This window comes from Thioalkalivibrio sp. ALE25, from assembly GCF_000377285.1.
In the GTDB taxonomy this organism is placed as follows: Bacteria; Pseudomonadota; Gammaproteobacteria; order Ectothiorhodospirales; family Ectothiorhodospiraceae; genus Thioalkalivibrio.
The window spans coordinates 53,666-70,861 of record NZ_KB897928.1 but is presented as its reverse complement, the minus strand read 5'-3'; the positions used below and the strand labels follow the sequence as shown (position 1 = coordinate 70,861).

Here is a 17,196-nt window from a genome sequence, read left to right as displayed (position 1 = left end):
CCTCTACCCTCCGGCGGCCGGCCCCTACAATAAAGGCTCGACCGGAAGAATCCGGGTCACGCCGGAGACGAACCGCCGCCACAGCCCCGCCTTGGGCTCGTAACGGTGGGCATTGCCGGACCCGTCCCGCCACACCAGGCCGCCGGTCGCATCCCGCCCCACCCGGTAGGCCACCTGCGGCCGAATCCCTTGTTGATGCAGCGCCGCGAGCCGCTCCACCAGAACCGGCTCGCGCAGGAACACGCCCGACTCGCTGTTGGTATGCGCCGAGCGCGGATCCAGATTGAACGAGCCCACAAAGGCCTCGCGGCCGTCGAACACCAGCAGCTTGGTGTGCAGGCTGGCCTGCGAGGCATCGATCCCGCGGTCGCGCTCCAGGCGCGCCCAGCGCGGCGGCCCCGTGGGGCGCAGCTCGAACAGCTCCACGCCGGCATCCAGCAAGGCGTGGCGCCGGCTCGCATACCCCGCATGGGTAAAGGCCACATCATTGGCGGCCAGCGAATTCGTCAGCACCTGAATGCGGACCCCCGCCTCGCTCATGCGCGCCAACTGGGCCGCCCCGTCGCGCCCCGGCACAAAATATGGCGACACGATCAGCAGTTCCTCTTCCACGCCCAGCAGCCGCTCGCCCAGCGCATCCGCGACCCGCGAACCCTCGCCGCGCCCGCGCGCCTTGGCCTCGTCATCCACCACGAACTCGGCCTGCGTAGTCCACACATAGGCCGCCGCATCCGCCACCGGCTGCGGCACCGGCAATCCGTTCAGGGGCTCCATCTGCATCAGGGGGTGGGTGTGGTTCTGTGCCAGCCAGGCGCGCAAGGCCCCCTGCTGCATCGCCAGCCGTTCCGGCGAGGCATTCTCCCGCGCCAGACGCGCGACCCCGATCGCCCCCGGACTGTTCCAGAACTCCACAAACGAAAGATCGATCTCCCGGACCAGCGGCCCCACCACCACCAGGTCCAGGTCCGCGAAGTTGTAGTCCGGGCTGGCCTCGAAATACTCGTCCCCCACATTGCGCCCGCCCGTGATCGCCAGATGCCCATCCACGATCCAGGCCTTGTTGTGCATCCGGTGGTTCAGGTCGCTGCCGCGGAAGAAGAACTCCGCACTCGCGCGCAACAAGCCCTCGCGGCTGCGAAACGGGTTGAAGACCCGCACCTCGATATTCGGGTGCTGATCGATCGCGGCCAGGGTGGCGTCGCGCCCGCGCGCATCGATGTCATCCAGCAGCAGCGACACCCGCACCCCGCGATCCGCCGCCCCCAGCAGCTCGCCCATCAGCACCCGGCCCGCCGCATCGTCGCGCCAGATGTAAGACTGAACCTGAATGCGCTCGCGTGCCATGCGCACGCTCATCACGCGCCAGCGAAACGCTTCCGCCCCCTCGTCCAGCAACCGGAAGCCCGTCTTGCCCTCGTCCCGGGCCGGCGGATGCCCCTGCAGCCACGTCGCCAGCGGCCCCTCGCTCGACGGCGGCTCCAGCCCCTGCCAGGCACGCTCCGGCGCCGGCTGCAGCGGGGCACAGCCGGCCACCAGCGCCAGCAACAGCACCGCCACAAGCCAGGAAAACCAAACCGGATAACGCATCACCAAGCCATCGCCGGACGCGAAGCCCCCCTTTCTAACCCCACGCGAGCGCTCAGCCTGCCGCCTCTACTCGGCCCTGTCGACGCGCCCGCCCGAACCCCGGACACAAAAAAAGCGAGCCGGGCGGACCCTGACTCGCTTTTTTCTACAAACTGGTAGGCGCGATTGGACTCGAACCAACGACCCCTACCATGTCAAGGTAGTGCTCTAACCAGCTGAGCTACGCGCCTGTCGTCTTCGAGCTGCGTATTCTACCGACTCCCCGCCCCCTGTCAAAGCCTCCGTTAACACGCTGTTTTCTAGGCATCCTTTCGATCCGGACCACCAATAGAACGGGTCAGACAACGGTAAGGCTCCCACCGGCATTCCACCCCCCCGTCAGTGGCTGAGACACTTCTGGGACACAAGTGAGACAGATCTGGGGCAACCGCCTTGTCGGCCCAACGAATCCAAGCCTCCGACTTTGAGCACTACCCCACCATCGGGCTCGTCGGAGCTCAGCTCGTCGGACCGCGCCCCGTCCCAACACCTCGGTTCTCCAGGAATTCCTCAATGGCCATCCGCACCACGTCCGAGCGAGTCGGAATATTCGCGAATTGATCGCGGAGCTCGGTACGGCAGGTATCAAGCCGCGCGAGCGTTTCGTCGTCCAGACGGATATTCACCTGCTTCTGCTGCGTTCGAGAGGGCTTCATCCGATATCCAATCTTTCTGGTTAAGAGCGAATTATAGGCGCCCCCCGTATAGCCGTATAGCTCGCTTCCAAAGATCTTGACACCAACGTATAGCCGCTATACAGTTGAGTCATGCCGTATAGCGGCTATACATACGGAGGAATCATGACTTATCTGACTTCAGTAGAACTCGCCGACAAACTCCACATGAATCCGCGCTACGTGAACAACGTACTCAGGAGGGAAGCCTTATCCGAAGGCCGACACTACGTTCGACCCTTCGGTCGACGGAAGGTCCTCTACATCTGGGAGAACATCGAGGAGGACATGTACACCGACGCCATGCCGGCAATCCCGATGGCCAACGGGGGTGCCTGCCATGGGTAATATCCGCGCCAGAAAAGAGAACGGCCGCCTGTACCTGGATTTTTCCTACCGGAAGACCCGCTGTCGGGAGTACACCGCGCTCGACGACACCCCGTCAAACCGGAAACGACTCCAGAAGATGCTCGAACGAATCGAAGCCGAAATCCTTGTGGGCACCTTCGATTACGCCAAGACGTTTCCCAACAGCCCTCGCGCGGAACGATTCTCTCAACCCACGTCTGTGCTACAGGCCGCCGAAGGCCCGGACGCAGGCCCTACGTTCCAGGAATTTGGGGAGACCTGGTTTGCCGAGAACGAGCCCACCTGGAAGCCGTCCTACCGGACGAAGCTGCGGGACATCTTCGATAAGCAACTGGCCCCGCAGTTCGGGGAGAAGAAAGTCAGCGACATCCAGAAATCCGAGATCCTCCAGTACCGCGCCGAACTCGCCAAAGTATGCCGCGCCACTGGAAAAACGCTGTCTGCGTCCCGGATCAATCAAATCATGAATGTGCTCCGGCAGATCCTGGTGGAAGCCGCTGACCGATTCGACTTTATCACGCCCTATCAGGGCATCAAGCCACTGCGTGTCCCTCGCACGCAGGTCGACCCCTTCTCCCTGGAGGAGGTCCAGAAGTTCCTCGATACCGTCGATCCCAGGTGGCGGCCGTACTTCATCGTCCGGTTCTTCACGGGTATGCGGACGTCCGAGGTGGACGGACTGAAATGGCAGTACGTCGACTTCGACCGACGGGAGATCCTCATCTATTCGGCCCGCGTCAACGGTGAGGACACCACGACCAAGACGGACGGATCGATGCGCACCATCCAGATGTCGGAGATGGTTTACCAAGCCCTCTTGCAGGCCCAAACAGACATGCGCGGGCGACCCGTTTCCTGTCGGAGCGATTACGTGTTCTCCAGTCGTTTCGGCTATCCGCTGTCGTACCACAACGTGAATCACCGGGTGTGGTACCCGACGCTCAAGAAGGCCCAGCTCAAGCGCCGCAACCCCTATCAGACGCGCCATACGGCCGCGACGCTGTGGCTTGCCGCCGGCGAAAATCCGGAGTGGATTGCCCGTCAGATGGGCCACTCGAACACCAAGATGCTGTTCACCGTGTACTCGAGGTATGTCCCGAACCTCACTCGCCAGGATGGTTCCGCCATGGAGCGACTGCTGCGGTCGCGCATGCAGCTTCCTCAGGCCGCTGTCGAATCGCTCACCGAGGGGGTCTCAGATGATCAGTAAGTCGCCGAAGACAACCCGCGTCGGTGACCACCTGACGCATACCGAAGCGCCTCGACAGATGGCATACGCGCTCATTCAGGCATACCAGCTCGAGCACCGGCCCGACCTCGCGCAATCGCTGGGTACCGATCCGAGCGAGCCCGTCCTTGAAACGGTCGCTGCATGGATCGCCAGGGAACTTCATTGCATACCCCTGGCATTGGACGGCGCAGTGATCAACTGGCTCGCATTCCGCCTCGAGGAAGAGCTCAAGGCTCAGGAGGCGACTGGGCATGTGTAGGACCGTCGTAGACGTAAAAAGCCTGCTGGCAAACCCGGAGTTCGAGATCGACGTTCCCGTCACAGGGATCTTCGGTGCGGAGATTGGCAAACCGAGTTCCGGCCGGAATGGCGTGGCGTACTATCCCGTGTATCTCTGGGATTACACCGGCAGCGTTCGGGCCTTCGCCCCAATGACGGACTGGCAAGAGATCCACCCTGGTCGGCCGGCCACACTGGAGTGCGGAATCGAATTGCAGCGAGACCGCAACGGGCAAGTTCAGGCGGTCCTCCATCCCACTCTGGACACCGACAACCAGAGGCCCTCAATCGAACTGCTTCCTGGCCATGTCGCCCCCAACGTCCAAGACCTGGAACGGCTCGTCGACCTGGCCAACGCCCTGCGCACCCCTGCCTATCGCGCATTCCTCGAGAACGTCTTTCGTGACCTGTCCTTCACTCAGCCCTTCGTGACCCTCCCCGCCTCCAAAAGCTGTCACCACACGGATGCCGGTGGCCTGCTCGCTCACAGCCTGGAAGTCGCAGAGGCACTTAAGGCGGCCACGCGCGAGCTACCGAACACTCCGGTGTTGTTCGCCGAAGCCGCTGTGGTAGTGGCCCTGCTTCACGATGCCGGGAAGGTCCTGCTGCGCGGACCTGACGGCCATCGTTACCCCTGCCGGCACCACGAGCACGACAAGCTGTTGGAATTCGCTCTCAGCGCTCCTCTGACTCAGCTCAAAGAGACGCACAAGGATGCGGCAGGCGCCCTATGGGGAACGATCAAGGCATATCAAACCGGCGACTCCTACAACATGCCACTGGCAGGAGTCATCCGCGGCCTGGATGGGACAAGCGCCCAAAACAGCGGGGTCAAGACGCATCTCGCCTCAAACCCTGGCTGCTACTGGACGACCCTCGGAGGGCGACGCCCGGTCTGGATCCCGCCAGCTATCAGTCATACCAGCGTACCGTGAGCTGGGGTACCGTTCGCTTCATCGGCCTTGGACACGACACCAGCGCGCCAAGGCCCCCACCCATCAAAGCACCGCCCTCGTTTCCCCGCATGTGCCGCAGATTCACCACGGGGCCTTGTGGTCCGTCCCCAACTGTTGCTTTCGCACTCCGAAAACACGCACGGCTTAAGTCCGGTCTACCAACCCTTCGGCGTTTTAGAACAATGAGAAAGCATACTGACTATTGGGAATGTACCTGACAATGCGGTTCTTGCCCGGTAACTCCCTGCCTGAAGACTCAAATGCCGAGTCGATCAGCGTGCGCAACTCTGGCTTTGGTTTCCTCCGATGGATCCCCAATACCCAGAAACTACGAAGATCTACTTCACTCGCCTTAACTTTTGAAATTTTATCAATGTCTTTGATCATACTTGAGAAGCATTCCTTTGCCTCCGGATGTTGTTTTACCTCTAAGGCCGCATAAGACCCCGTTCGCCACCCCTTCTTTCGAACAAGAAAATCCGCACGACAGAAAGTGCGCCGCTTTTCCTTGCGACCGTCGAATGCTACGGGCCACTCTCTCCACCACTCAGGTTCTGATTCATGCTGGACCAAGAAGTTGGCGAACTCAATCTGGAACCACACCTCCCAACCCGAGATCTCCTGTTGTTCAATAATCTGAAAAGATCTAGCCACTCTCCGCTGCCGAAAGAACGCATCCACCAATTCTGCAATATATTTTAAGTCTGTGTTCACATCAGCCTCGATATCCTTATATCCCGAGAACCCGAGAACCCGAGAACCCGAGAACCCGAGAACCCGAGAACGCAAGTACCAACCCTTTTAGCCCTTCCTACGACACCTCAACCTGCATATTGCCGAAATGAAAGAACAAGTCTCCGGATCTCAAGTACTCCAGAGCATCATCGATGGTGCAAACGGCTTGGACCACCGGATAGCAGAATGGGGACCCTAAGCACCAAGCGTATGTAGAGGGCGAATAGATTTTTTGGTGTTCAAACTACTTGAAATTGCTCGCCAGCTTGTCGAGCACCTGCTGCGCTTTCCGCTTCTCGACCTGAGGATCTTCTTGCTGCAGATACTCGACCGCGGATAGGTCATCGCCCCGCTTGCGGTTCTGCCGAGGCTCCAAGGCCTCAATCAGTATGGCCTCTAACGCAGGGACGATTTTTCCGGCTCCGTATGCCTCAGGCTGGTCCTGCAAGGCTCCTTTGTCTGAAACCGGCAGAACGCCGAACCAGGAGAATCGATCCCAGCGGGTCGAAAGACGGTCGAGCGTGTGCTCATAAAGGCGTCGACCAAGTGGCCGATCAACCGAGCGTCCCACATAGACCACTTCGCGACCGTCATAGAGCAGATAAATACCGAGCTGCCCACAGAAGTCGACCGGCTCAGACCCTATCTGCTGGATACCAAGAATCTTGGGTGTCCCGCTCCAAACAACGAAGTCGCGACGCCAGAACATCCCGAAGGAGGAAACGACATCATATTGCTCTTCACTTTCCCCGTCGGGGTCTTTGGCATCGGGCTTGGCTCCAGCCTTCGCCTTCGACGCAGCAGCAGGACCGTCATCCTTGAGCATGTATACGCCGCGATCCACCTTTCGAAATGGTGACCTATCTCCTTCCTTGCTGATCGAACTTGAAATGTTCGCGTTGACGGTCGCAGGAGGCGTTGCGCCCACGTTTTTCCGGAGTCCGTCTGCCACGATCTGCTCGGCGATGTCGGTGTAGTGCATCGCGCCACCCGCGTCGCTCAGCACTCGCTCGATGGCCTTGCGCCACGTCAAATCCGTCATTCCATACCTCAAAGTTAGGTCCCGCCGTGACGGGAAAACGTTCGCGAGAGGCTCGCCCACGACATGGTGCCCGAGAGGCCGGCCTCCGATTTCGGGACTTGAACCCCTCAGTAATCCCAGCCCTGATGGGCGAGCGGCGACTGGTTGAGCTGATCTCTGCGTAACCGCCAGTCCGGCAGGAAGCGGTCCATGAGAGTCCGGAAGCGATCGTTATGCTGTCGCTCCAGCAGGTGCACCAACTCGTGTACCAGGATGTATTCAAGGCAAGGCTCAGGTTTCCTGATTAGGTCCAGATTCAACCAGATTCGCCGGGCCTCGATGTTGCAGCTACCCCACTTCGTCTTCATCTGCTTGATGCGACATTCGGCGACTTCTTCGCCCACGACGCTTTGCCACCCGGGGAGAAGTTCGTGGATTCGCTGACGGAGCTGTTCTCGGTACCAGCGCTGGAGGAGGCGCTGCCGGGCCTCTAGATCGCTTCCTGGGGGGGCGGTGAGTTCCATCGTGTGATTCCTCACGAGACGAACGCCGGTTGCCCCCCTTTGTTCAGTAACGTTCAGCCGATAACGCTGACCGCGGAAGTAGTGGCTCTCGCCTGTCACCATCTCGCGGCCCGACTCCCGCGGCTGGGCCTGAAACATTCGCTGCTGACGGCGGATCCAGGCCAGTCGCGACACCACTGCCAACCGGATGGCCTCCTCGTCCATGTGCGCCGGCGCAGCCACCCGCACCCGGCCTTCCGGTGGGTACACCCCGACGTGAAGATTTCGGATCGACTTGCGATGGACCTCTACGGCCAATCCGCCCACGTCGATTTGCCGTAGCTCAGTACTCACTCTGTGCCTTCACCATCTTCATAACTTCGTCGACATCGTACTCTCCGATCTCACGGACCTGCTCTTCCAATACTGCCCGAACGGCCCGTTGGACTTCCCGCTCACGGAACGTATTGCCCCGCCAGTCCGCTTTCTTCACATTGCGCACGCGTTCGTCCAGCCGCAGTGCCAGAGTCTCATCCTGTCCCAGGTTGTCGTACAACGCCCTTTGGGCCGGTGTCTCGAGACCCGAGGGGTAGGTTGACCTTCCCTTGCCCCCGGCCGCCTGACGGGTGAGTTCGATGACCTTCTCAAGGTATTCCCGGTATTCGAGAGCCTCTTTCCGCCGTTGCTCGATGAGCGCATCGAGGAGCTCGGACATCCGCTCGTAGTACTTCGGGTTAACCGCCATCTCATCGATGATCAGGCGCCGGACATTGTTCTCGATCGTTTCCGCCATGGCCTCCGGGTCGCTTTTTATCGATTCAGGCAAAGCATCAACCGCTTCCTCTCCCCGGTCGATAATCAGCTCCACGAGGGTCATGTCATCGAACTCTGAAAGCTTCTCGCTATCCTCCGCCCGGACATAGCTGTCCAGAAGATGCCGCATGGCCGGTTCATAGAGCTTCATGTCGATGTAGTCGCCACTGGCGAGCTTCACCTCCTCGCGCACCTTCTCGTAATGCTCCACCTCGGCCTTGATCTCGGCCGCCTCGGCATCGCTGTAGCCCGCAGGCCCCATCTCGTTGGCCAGGTTCGCGTACGCCCGCAGGAACGCACTGACATGCTTGTACAACGCCACCCGCTTATGCTCGTTGTCCTTCTGCGTGTCGGGATCGTCACTCGTGCCCACGAAATAGCGGCGATACGCCGCACTGTCGCGCGGTGGCTCCACGGCCTCGCAAAGCGCGTGGATGGCCTCGCGCGTCTCATCGAGGCGCTCACGCGCCTTGGTCAGCCGGTCTTCCAGCAGACCCTCGACATCCTCCGAATCGAACGCATCAAAGGCTCTACCGGTGTAATCCTGGATCGACTGCTCCAGCGACCTGAACAGGTCCTTGTAGTCGATGATATAGCCGACTTCCTTGTCCTCCGTATGCAACCGGTTCACCCGGCAGATCGCCTGGAACAGGCCGTGATCCCGCATGTTCTTGTCGATGTACAGGTAGGTTGCGGGCGGTGCATCAAACCCCGTGAGCAGCTTGTCCACCACGATCAGCAGCTTCATCTGCCCTGGCTCGTCGATAAACCGCTTCTTGACCTCCTTCTCGAAGGTCTCCACCTTCCCCATCGCAGTCTCTGGCGACTCGTCAAAGTGCGCGGCCAGCATCTGACGGTAGATCTCGTACTGATGGAGCTTATCCGTCTCACCCTCCCCGGTCGCTTCGCCCTTGATGTCCGCGGTCGACGGGGCATAGGAGGTCACGATCGCGCACTTGCCCTTCAGCTCGGTGTTCTGAAACATCTCGTAGAGCCGACAGGCCGAGTAGATGCTGCCCGCTACCAGCATCGCGTTGCCATGACCGCTGAGCAACCGGTCGCGTGTCGCCATGTCCCACAAGATGTCGGCCACGATCTTCTCCAACCGATCGCGCGAGCTCAGCACCTTCTGCATCGTGCCCCAGCGCTTTTTGAGCTGGGCACGGGCGTAGTCATTCAGCCCCTTGGTCTTCAGCTCGAACCATTCATCCACCTTCTGCTGGTTTGTAAGCTGCTGGTCGATGTCCCGGGCTTCGTAGCGCAGATCCAGCACCACACCATCACTCACGGCCTGATCGTACTTGTAGGTATGGATATAGGGGCCGAAGATCTCGATGCTCTTGCGCTTGTCCTTCTGCAAGAGTGGGGTTCCGGTGAAGCCAAGCAGCGTGGCATCGGGCAGAAGCGCCTTCATCGCCTCGTGCAGCTTGCCCGACTGGGTGCGATGGCATTCGTCGACGAATACGAAGAGATTCCCCGGCACCCTGAAACCCTTGGGCAGTTGCCCCTTCAGGTCGCGGACGAACTCGTCGACATCGCCTTCTTCCGAGCTACCGAACTTGTGCACAAGCGAGCCGATCAGCCATTCCTCGCTGCTCCCGAGCACTCGGATCAGATCCGCGCCGCTGCGGGTCCGATGGATCTGCTCGTCGACCCCCTTGAACACCTTCTCGATCTGCTCATCCAGCTCCGTACGGTCCGTGATCACCAGTACCCGGGCATCGGTTACGTTCTCCCGAATCCACTTGGCCAGCCAGACCATGGTGAGAGACTTGCCGCTCCCCTGGGTGTGCCAGATGATCCCGCCCTCGCGCCGGCGCACAAACTCCTGCGCCGCGCGAATGCCGAAATACTGATTGTGCCGGCACGTCTTCTTGGTACCCGCATCGAACACGATGAAGTCGTGGATGATCTCGAGCAGCCGATCCTTGCGGCAGACCTGTTCCAGGCCGCGCAGCAGTAGATCCTCGTTCACCGAGTCTTCTTTCCACTGCAGCCAGTGCTTCTCCGGCGTCTCGATCACGCCGTATCGCAAGCCCTCGGTCGGGTTACCCGCCATCACCAGTTGCACCGTGGAAAAGAACGGCCGGATAAAATCCTGCTTCTGGTTATCCAGGTTCTGCCGGATACCCTCGGCCACCGCCACGGTGGAGCGCTTAAGCTCCAGCACGCCCAGGGCGATGCCGTTGACGTACAGCACCACGTCCGGGCGCTTGGTATTGGCCCCGTCCACCGTGACCTCCTCGGCCACGGCAAAGTCGTTGTTCTCGGGATTGGCCCAGTCGATCAGCCAGACCGTGACCGTCTGCTCCTGCACCGATGGCTTGACGTGTACCCCGTAACGCAGCTTCTCGTAGACGGCGCGATTGGCGTCATAGAGGGTCTTGCTACCGGCAATCGCCGCCGCCTGGTCCAGCTCGCGCAGGGCGCGATTGATCACGCGCTCCTCGTGGCCCTGTCGCGCCAGCCAGTCTCGCAGCAGATCTTCCTCGATATTGCGGTTGCCCGCCCGGTCCTTCCAGTCGCCCAGATAGCGATAATCCAGCTCGTCCCGGAAGAAGCGCAGCACCTGCTGCTGGGTGAGACGTTCCCGTTGGCCGACGGTGCTCATATCATCTCCTCGGCGGGCCGCTTTTTGAACTCCTCTCGCCATACTCTCAACGACTCGATGTCTTCTCTAAGTTCGGCTTCATCCGGAATCCGGACCGGCGTTTCCGGCGACTGGCTGTGCTCGAACGCCGAGTACTTGGTCATCAAGCCGTCGACGAACTGACAGTCCTCGCCAGTTATTCTAGGCAGCCATTTGAGCCTGTTGTCAGTCTGAACACTCCGTCGGTTACGCTTGACGATCTCATAGAGGAGGTCGTCCTCAATCGTCCGCTCCAGGAGTTTGCGAAAATCCGTGCAGATCCCTTGGGCATGACGCCGATAAGCATCCCCTCCACCCGTTTCACCTGCCTTTTTCGCTTCATCAAGTCTGTGCAACAGGTTGGTGTTTGCGGTTTTCGTCTTGGCGCTCCAGGCACTTTCATCAGCGGAGTGGCCGGTGGTTCCGCTAAACGACTCAATACATCGTCGCTCCAGATTTTTATTCTTCCAGTCGTCGCCGACCTTCTTCGCAGCCCCTTCTGCCGCCCCATATAGCGAAAGCCGGTGCGTAAACACTAGGACTTGCCGCTCTTTACCTAGTTGTGCGAGCCGCAAGGCAACGTACCACTCGAACTCTTGATCTAGAGAGGAGATGGGGTCATCGAAAATGAAGGGTGCTGGGTGCGGCTTTTCACCAACGTCCGCAAGGAACGCTGCCAGGGAGATAATGCGACGTTCTCCCTCGCTCAAGACCATATCGGGCGAAGCTTTCGGCCAAGTGGCATCTTTCAGCGCAACCCGATGAAGCGCTGTGCCCTGCTTCGTCCGGGTTTTAACGACCTCGACCTTGATATGTGCCGCTCCGAGTCGCTTCAACTCGTCACGGAAACGAGTCAAATACGCTTGCGAAATGGCTTTCTCCGCAAGTTCACCAGCTTTGAGAGAAATACCGCGCGGATTCGCCTGTCGCGCCCACTCGTCGTATTTGGCTACCTGATTCAGTCGCGCCACTTCCGCTTTGACGGCATCTGCCTGTTGCGCCACCCAGCGTTTTGCTTCCAGGTTAAGGCGGTCCTGCTCAGCTTGCTTGCGGTCAAAGTGTTTCGCATCTGCATCGTATTGAAGAGCTCGCTGTTCAAGGGATTCAGCACGCTCCGTGAGCATCTTCAGCAACTGCTCGGGCCATGCAACCGGGCGCGCTTCGCTATCTCGCTCTTCGTGGAGCAGACATTGCGTGGCTCGTTCTGCCTCCTCCCAGAACTTCTCAAGCCGTTCCACCCAGCCTTCTTCATGCAAATCGGCCGCTTCGCAACGAGTTCGAATCGAATCTTTAGTCAAGCTTTGCGGCAACTCATCCAGCGCCTTTTTGTATGCCAACTCGGCCTTCTTGGCCTCGTCTTCCACTGTGCCCTGAACAAAAACCTCAAAGTCACGCAGGCGTTGCTGCGCATCGGGTTCAAGCGTTTGATGACACAAAACGCAGCGGCTCCCGTCATCCGTTACTGGAAACTCCTGTTCCGGGTAGGCACTTTGCGAATACGCACGAGCCGCCTCCCATAATGCGATCCACGTTTCGGAGCCGATCCCCTTGAGTTCAGCGGAATCGATCTGTGCTGCCTCACTTGCAGCCCGCCGCTTCGAGGCGGCATGTTCGCGAGCTTGCCGAACGGCCTTTACACGCTCAGCGCTACAGCCAGAAGCGGTCGATTCCAATTGCTGGATAAGCTGATCGACCTGACTCTTCGTGCGCCGAGCCTTTTGCGCGTGCGAAGCCGGGTCAGCCGTCTTGAGACGCTCTTCGAGCTGGCTCAGCGACTTTTCATTGTCATCTGTCCATTGCGTTAGCCGCTCGATCTCGCCTTGCGCCATGGCGGATTTCAATAAGCGATATGCCTTGCCGCTCGGGCTTTGCTCGTATTTTGATGGCAGTGTTGGCAAGCTGCTCTTCAGACTCTCTTGGTCACTCTTCAGGCATGTCTTAACCCGTTCGCATGCCGAGGCCAGTCGCTCAAACAATGCGATTTGGGGTGGCACATAGGATGTCTCCGTCTCGCTGGTCAGGTAGTACGAAGCTGCTTCTGAGTCGAAAATGTCCACCGTGCGCAATGTGTCAACGCCAGCCCCATCCGCCGACCAGGCGACGGTCTGTTCACTACCTGCGACGCTGTACGTAATGTTGCACTGTTGGCTGCGCGGCGGCTGCTGGAAGATATTTGGCCTCAGCTCCGCGGCCCGTGGATGACCGCAGGCCCGCTTCAGAATTCGCGTATAACCGCTTTTGCCGGACCCATTGTGGCCGTACACGACTACTAGATTTCCCTGGCCGAAGGAAATGGGAACTCGGGGTGCGAGATTCTCGATACCTTGAATGTCCCCGATTGACACCAACCGTAATTCGTCGACGCTAGAATTCCCCCCGCCAAGGCCGTCGAACGTTCTATGTGTTGAAACCCTTCGTCCGTCTTCTGTTGTCAAATATTGCGCGATTCCCTGAATGTCGCCGTCGCTCAGGTTGCCAGAGGCCAATAACCGCTCGGCAGCCGCCTGAAGCCAATCCGGCCTTGCGCGGAGCCAATCGACAATTTCCTGGGTAACGTCTGTCATGCTGCTTTCCCTGGTTTAACTAAGCGCACCCGCCCGGTGAGGAGCTGTTGCATCATGCCCTGCTTGATCTGGCGGGCCTTGTCGCGACGGCGTTCCAGGGCCTCGATTTCGGTATCCATATCGGAGAGGACGGTGGCGATGGCGGTTTGTTCATCTTCCGGCGGCAGAAAAACTTCCACTAGCTTCAGTGACTCGCTATTGAGCGTGTAACCTTTTACCGCTTGCTTTCCGTAGAGTGAAAAGTCGGTTCTACTAAGTGCGTAGTAAATAAATTCTTCATCAGCTTGAAGATCGGTAAAGCTGCATATCGCTTCGTTGGTAAACAAATCACAACCAGCAAAGCACAGGCGACCAATTGAGAGCTTAAAGCTCATCAGCAAAGTGCCCTCCGGAATAGGCGTCATCCCGGCCGCTGCTAGATCCGTGATCTGCTCCTTAGATTCCTTTACCACCTTACCGTGCAGATCTGCGATCGAGAGCCAGACGTGACCACGGCCCCAAAAGGCGGTGTTGTTCCGACTGGGTGTACGGCCCATCGCTATAGTTGAAATATCCCCCAACCGCTTCGTCTCCCACTCGCCGGTGAAGCCGGGTAGGCGGGTCTGGCCGGTGAGGAGTTGTTGCATGGCGGCCTGTTTGATGGCGCGCTTTTTGGCGATCAGGCGGTCGAGGGATTCGATCAGCGCATCCGCGTCCGACAGGGCGGTGGCGATGGCGCGTTGCTCCTTCTCTACAGGACAGGGGACCTTTAGATTGAGCAGGCTGCCTTTTGCAATGTTCTTCATGCTTCCACTTGTGCCAGTGGCAATCTCTTTTAGGTACTTCCGATATTCAGGGCTACTCAGAATATAGGCAAGCCACCTAGGCGAGAACCTAACAGTTTGTCTGAATATGGTCATCCAGATCCGATCTGGCAAAAACAAGTGATCGTAGTCTTTTCCAACGAACCCAGACTCACCAACCAAGTTTGGTGTGTTCATACGGCTGATCAGTATTGTTTCAGCCTTAGGACTCAGCTTCGCCCGACTGCGGTCCTTGGGCGTAATTGGCTTTGCTTGATCTGGAGAGAAGATGCCAGCCTGGATGCATGATGTCTTCAATACTGAGGGTACGTCATCTATCGGTTGATCCGATGTGCTTGAGTTGACGCTCACCCCTGCGTGAAGGGCACTAACAAAGTAGGCGAGTGCCTCTACCCTCCAATCCTCCGGAATCACCCCCACCTCGGTCCGCTTATACCCGGGCGGTAAGTCCTCAGCAGTCGCGATATCGGGCTCCACCGAATAGACGGCCGACCCATCCCGCACGGCCTGCTCCTCCACCGCCTCGCTGCGCTCAGCCATCGACCCGCACCCCCATCTTTTCCAGGTGGCCGGTGACTCGGGTGGTCAGTGCTTCCACCTCGCGCTCGATGCTTGGCAGGGGTTCGGCGTAGCGCTCTTCCAGTTCGCGCACGCGACCGGCGAGCTGGTTGGTGATGCGCTCGACTTCGGATTCGATGGCGGCGCGGATGTCGGCCAGCCATTTGTCGTCCACGGCGAGCTGCTTGATCTCGTCCTCGGTGAGCTCGGCGTAGCGGGCCAGTACGGCCTGGTCAAGTTCGGTCTGGGCTTCCTTGACGGCCTTCTTGGCGGCGGCCTCGTTGTCCATGAGTTTCTTGCACTGCTTGAGGGCGGCGATTTCGTCGTCCGCCTCCGGCTCGCCCTTGAGGGCCTTGAGGCGCTTGGGGATCTCGGTCTTGGTGACCTTGCCCTTGTCGTTCTTGACCTCGCTCAAGGGGTCTTCCTCGCCGTCCTGTTCCTCGATGAATTCCTCCAGCTCGCGGCTGGCGGTCTCGAGCTCTGCCTGGAGGGTGTCGAGCCGGGCCTGTTCGTCGGCAAAGTAGCGGGCAATGACCAACGCGGGTGGGATCAGGTCGAGCTTGTATTTCTTCGCCTTCTTGCCGCTGCCGATAGTCAGGTCGGGCTCTTCCTTGAGCTTGCGCTCCTTGTTCTCGATCACGCCCCGGGGCCGGGCCGCCTCGACCCAGCCCTCGGCGGCGATGAGGTAGACATCGTCCTGCATGACATCCGCCCAGTAGTCCATCAGGCGCTGGTAGACGGCGTAGCGGTCGAGCAGGGGCACATCGGTGAAGCGTTGCAGCAGGTCCTCGGACAGGCCGTGGATCACGTCGCGCGGCTTGTCGCCCGCTTGCAGGGCGTATAGGTCCGGGCGATGCGCCGCCTGCCAGTCGTCGGTGACGCCGGCCACGCGCTCGGCGAAGGCCGTGAAGGTGGCGTGGCCCAGCACGGTGGCCTTGACTTCGCGGGCGTCGACCCGGGGTTCAAGGTAGCCGGGCCGGCCGTTGTCTTGAAACAGCGCCTCGCGCAGGCCGGGCAGTACGGACCAGTAGGGCTCGAGCGCGTCCACGTCGCGCTTAGGCGTGCCGCCGTTCAGGTGGGCGTAGAGGTCGTGCCGGTCCTCCGCCTCGCCGGCGTCGATGTAGCGCGGGATGTTGAGGTTGTAGTCGTTGGCATCCGAGGCGATCTCGGTCAGCGGCACGCGGCGGGCATAGCCGGGCAGCTCGCGCTGGTGGTTGAACACGTCCACGATCTTGTGGATGTCGCGGGAGCGCAAGCGGTTCTTGTTGCCGTCCTTCATGAACTCGCGGCTGGCGTCGATCATGAAGATGTGCTCGCGGTCGGCGGCGTGTTCCTTGTCGATGACCAGGATGCAGGCGGGGATGCCGGTGCCGTAGAACAGGTTGGCCGGCAGGCCGATGATGCCCTTGATCAGGCCGCGCCGGATCAGGTTGCGGCGGATATCAGCCTCCTTGTGGCCGCGGAAAAGCACGCCGTGGGGCAGGATGATGGCGCCCTTGCCGGTGGACTTGAGCGACTTGATGAGATGCAGCAGAAAGGCGTAGTCGCCGTTCTTGGCCGGCGGGATGCCGTACTCGAAGCGGCCGAACTCGTCGTTGGCCGGGTCCAGGCCGTTGGTCCAGGACTTGGCGGAGAATGGCGGATTGGCCACGGCGTAGTCGAAGGTCTTGAGGCTGCCGTCAGCGTTCTTGAAATAGGGGCGCGAGAGGGTGTTGTCCCGCCACAGCTCGGCCGTGGGGTAGTCGTGCAGGATCATGTTCATCCGGGCCAGCGCCCAGGTGGCGTTGTCGTTTTCCTGGCCGTAGATGCTCAGGCCCTGCGGGGCCTCGTAGGCGGCGCGCAGCAGCAGCGATCCGGACCCACAGGTCGGGTCATACAGGGTCTCGTCCTGACGGGTGTCCGGGCCGATGCCCACCACCTGGGCGATCACCCGCGAGACTTCGCCCGGCGTGTAGAACTGGCCCTTGCTCTTGCCGGACTCAGTGGCGAAGTGGCGCATCAGGTATTCGTAGGCGTCACCCAGCAGGTCGTCGCCGTCGGCGCGGTTGGCGCCTAGGTCGAGCTGATCGAAGGTCGCCACCAGCTTGGACAGCCGGTCCTGCATGTCCTTGCCGGAACCGAGCTTGGTCTCGTCGTTGAAATCCGCCTGGTCGATGACGCCCTTGAGGTCGTTGGCCTCGGCGAGCCGGCCGATGATCTTGTTGATCTTGTCGCCGATCTCCTTGTCGCCCTTGAGCGCCACCATGTCGGCGAAGCTTCCGCCCTCAGGGACGTCGATGAGCGAGTCCTTCTTGTCGCTGACGTACTTCATGAACAGCAGCGTCAGCACGTAATCCTTGTACTGCGAGGCATCCATGCCACCGCGAAGCTCGTTGCAGGACTGCCACAGGGACGAATAGAGCTGGGATTTCTTCAGGGCCATGGTCGGATTCTGT

13 protein-coding genes and 1 tRNA gene are annotated in these 17,196 nt (G+C 60.1%); 4 read left to right on the top strand and 10 right to left on the bottom strand.

From position 1 onward, the window contains the following. Positions 1-24 precede the first annotated feature (24 nt). The 3 genes from C996_RS0104345 to C996_RS0104335 form a co-directional block, all read right to left on the bottom strand. Entirely contained in the window at positions 25-1,587 is a 1,563-nt protein-coding gene (locus tag C996_RS0104345; RefSeq protein WP_018866233.1) for a phospholipase D family protein, read from the bottom strand. 153 nt (positions 1,588-1,740) lie between these two features. Then, positions 1,741-1,817: transfer RNA gene (locus tag C996_RS0104340), tRNA-Val, on the bottom strand. Between the two features lie 267 nt (positions 1,818-2,084). Next, positions 2,085-2,282 (bottom strand): ribbon-helix-helix domain-containing protein, encoded by a 198-nt coding sequence (locus C996_RS0104335; RefSeq protein WP_018866232.1) that lies wholly within the window; start codon positions 2,280-2,282, stop codon positions 2,085-2,087. Between the two features lie 144 nt (positions 2,283-2,426). Here C996_RS0104335 and C996_RS0104330 point away from each other — a divergent pair, with 144 nt between their 5' ends. From C996_RS0104330 to C996_RS0104315, 4 genes are read left to right on the top strand one after another with little or no spacing between them, the layout of a single operon-like run. Beyond that, complete coding sequence (locus tag C996_RS0104330) at positions 2,427-2,648, top strand: hypothetical protein (RefSeq protein WP_018866231.1); 222 nt, start codon at positions 2,427-2,429, stop codon at positions 2,646-2,648. Further along, entirely contained in the window at positions 2,641-3,879 is a 1,239-nt protein-coding gene (locus C996_RS0104325) for a site-specific integrase (protein WP_018866230.1), read from the top strand. The genes C996_RS0104330 and C996_RS0104325 overlap by 8 nt, the downstream gene beginning before the upstream one ends. Beyond that, positions 3,869-4,159 carry a hypothetical protein gene (locus C996_RS0104320; RefSeq protein WP_026279201.1) on the top strand — a complete coding sequence of 97 codons (291 nt, stop codon included), beginning with the start codon at positions 3,869-3,871 and terminating at the stop codon, positions 4,157-4,159. The genes C996_RS0104325 and C996_RS0104320 overlap by 11 nt, the downstream gene beginning before the upstream one ends. Further along, on the top strand, positions 4,152-5,114 hold the full coding sequence (locus C996_RS0104315) for a TraI domain-containing protein (RefSeq protein WP_018866228.1): 963 nt from the start codon (positions 4,152-4,154) through the stop codon (positions 5,112-5,114). Before C996_RS0104320 ends, C996_RS0104315 begins: the two co-directional genes overlap by 8 nt. Before the next feature lie 195 nt (positions 5,115-5,309). On the opposite strand, the gene C996_RS14530 is transcribed toward C996_RS0104315, so the two are convergent. The 7 genes from C996_RS14530 to C996_RS0104280 form a co-directional block, all read right to left on the bottom strand. Further along, positions 5,310-5,849 (bottom strand): hypothetical protein, encoded by a 540-nt coding sequence (locus C996_RS14530; RefSeq protein ID WP_155985239.1) that lies wholly within the window; start codon positions 5,847-5,849, stop codon positions 5,310-5,312. Positions 5,850-6,114: 265 nt separating this feature from the next. Next, positions 6,115-6,912, bottom strand: a complete 798-nt coding sequence (locus tag C996_RS0104310) for an HTH domain-containing protein (protein WP_018866227.1) — start codon at positions 6,910-6,912, stop codon at positions 6,115-6,117. Positions 6,913-7,019: 107 nt separating this feature from the next. Continuing rightward, on the bottom strand, positions 7,020-7,748 hold the full coding sequence (locus C996_RS0104305) for a M48 family metallopeptidase (RefSeq protein WP_026279199.1): 729 nt from the start codon (positions 7,746-7,748) through the stop codon (positions 7,020-7,022). Further along, a complete protein-coding gene (locus C996_RS0104300) occupies positions 7,738-10,818 on the bottom strand; it encodes a type I restriction endonuclease subunit R (RefSeq protein WP_018866225.1) in 3,081 nt (1,026 codons plus the stop codon). Before C996_RS0104300 ends, C996_RS0104305 begins: the two co-directional genes overlap by 11 nt. After that, on the bottom strand, positions 10,815-13,400 hold the full coding sequence (locus tag C996_RS14525) for an AAA family ATPase (protein ID WP_038035632.1): 2,586 nt from the start codon (positions 13,398-13,400) through the stop codon (positions 10,815-10,817). The genes C996_RS0104300 and C996_RS14525 overlap by 4 nt, the downstream gene beginning before the upstream one ends. Beyond that, positions 13,397-14,743: a restriction endonuclease subunit S gene (locus tag C996_RS0104285; RefSeq protein WP_018866222.1), complete on the bottom strand. Its 1,347-nt coding sequence runs from the start codon at positions 14,741-14,743 to the stop codon at positions 13,397-13,399. The genes C996_RS14525 and C996_RS0104285 overlap by 4 nt, the downstream gene beginning before the upstream one ends. After that, complete coding sequence (locus C996_RS0104280) at positions 14,736-17,183, bottom strand: type I restriction-modification system subunit M (RefSeq protein WP_018866221.1); 2,448 nt, start codon at positions 17,181-17,183, stop codon at positions 14,736-14,738. Before C996_RS0104280 ends, C996_RS0104285 begins: the two co-directional genes overlap by 8 nt. Between the last annotated feature and the right edge of the window lie 13 nt (positions 17,184-17,196).

Bases quoted from the DNA above. Each gene is read 5' to 3' on its own strand.
- C996_RS0104285 (WP_018866222.1), bottom strand. From the start codon at position 14,743: ATGGCTGAGCGCAGCGAGGCGGTGGAGGAGCAGGCCGTGCGGGATGGG.
- C996_RS0104330 (WP_018866231.1), top strand. From the start codon at position 2,427: ATGACTTATCTGACTTCAGTAGAACTCGCCGACAAACTCCACATGAAT.
- C996_RS0104320 (WP_026279201.1), top strand. From the start codon at position 3,869: ATGATCAGTAAGTCGCCGAAGACAACCCGCGTCGGTGACCACCTGACG.
- C996_RS0104280 (WP_018866221.1), bottom strand. From the start codon at position 17,183: ATGGCCCTGAAGAAATCCCAGCTCTATTCGTCCCTGTGGCAGTCCTGC.
- C996_RS0104310 (WP_018866227.1), bottom strand. From the start codon at position 6,912: ATGACGGATTTGACGTGGCGCAAGGCCATCGAGCGAGTGCTGAGCGAC.
- C996_RS14525 (WP_038035632.1), bottom strand. From the start codon at position 13,400: ATGACAGACGTTACCCAGGAAATTGTCGATTGGCTCCGCGCAAGGCCG.
- C996_RS0104315 (WP_018866228.1), top strand. From the start codon at position 4,152: ATGTGTAGGACCGTCGTAGACGTAAAAAGCCTGCTGGCAAACCCGGAG.
- C996_RS0104345 (WP_018866233.1), bottom strand. From the start codon at position 1,587: ATGCGTTATCCGGTTTGGTTTTCCTGGCTTGTGGCGGTGCTGTTGCTG.
- C996_RS0104325 (WP_018866230.1), top strand. From the start codon at position 2,641: ATGGGTAATATCCGCGCCAGAAAAGAGAACGGCCGCCTGTACCTGGAT.
- C996_RS0104300 (WP_018866225.1), bottom strand. From the start codon at position 10,818: ATGAGCACCGTCGGCCAACGGGAACGTCTCACCCAGCAGCAGGTGCTG.
- C996_RS0104335 (WP_018866232.1), bottom strand. From the start codon at position 2,282: ATGAAGCCCTCTCGAACGCAGCAGAAGCAGGTGAATATCCGTCTGGAC.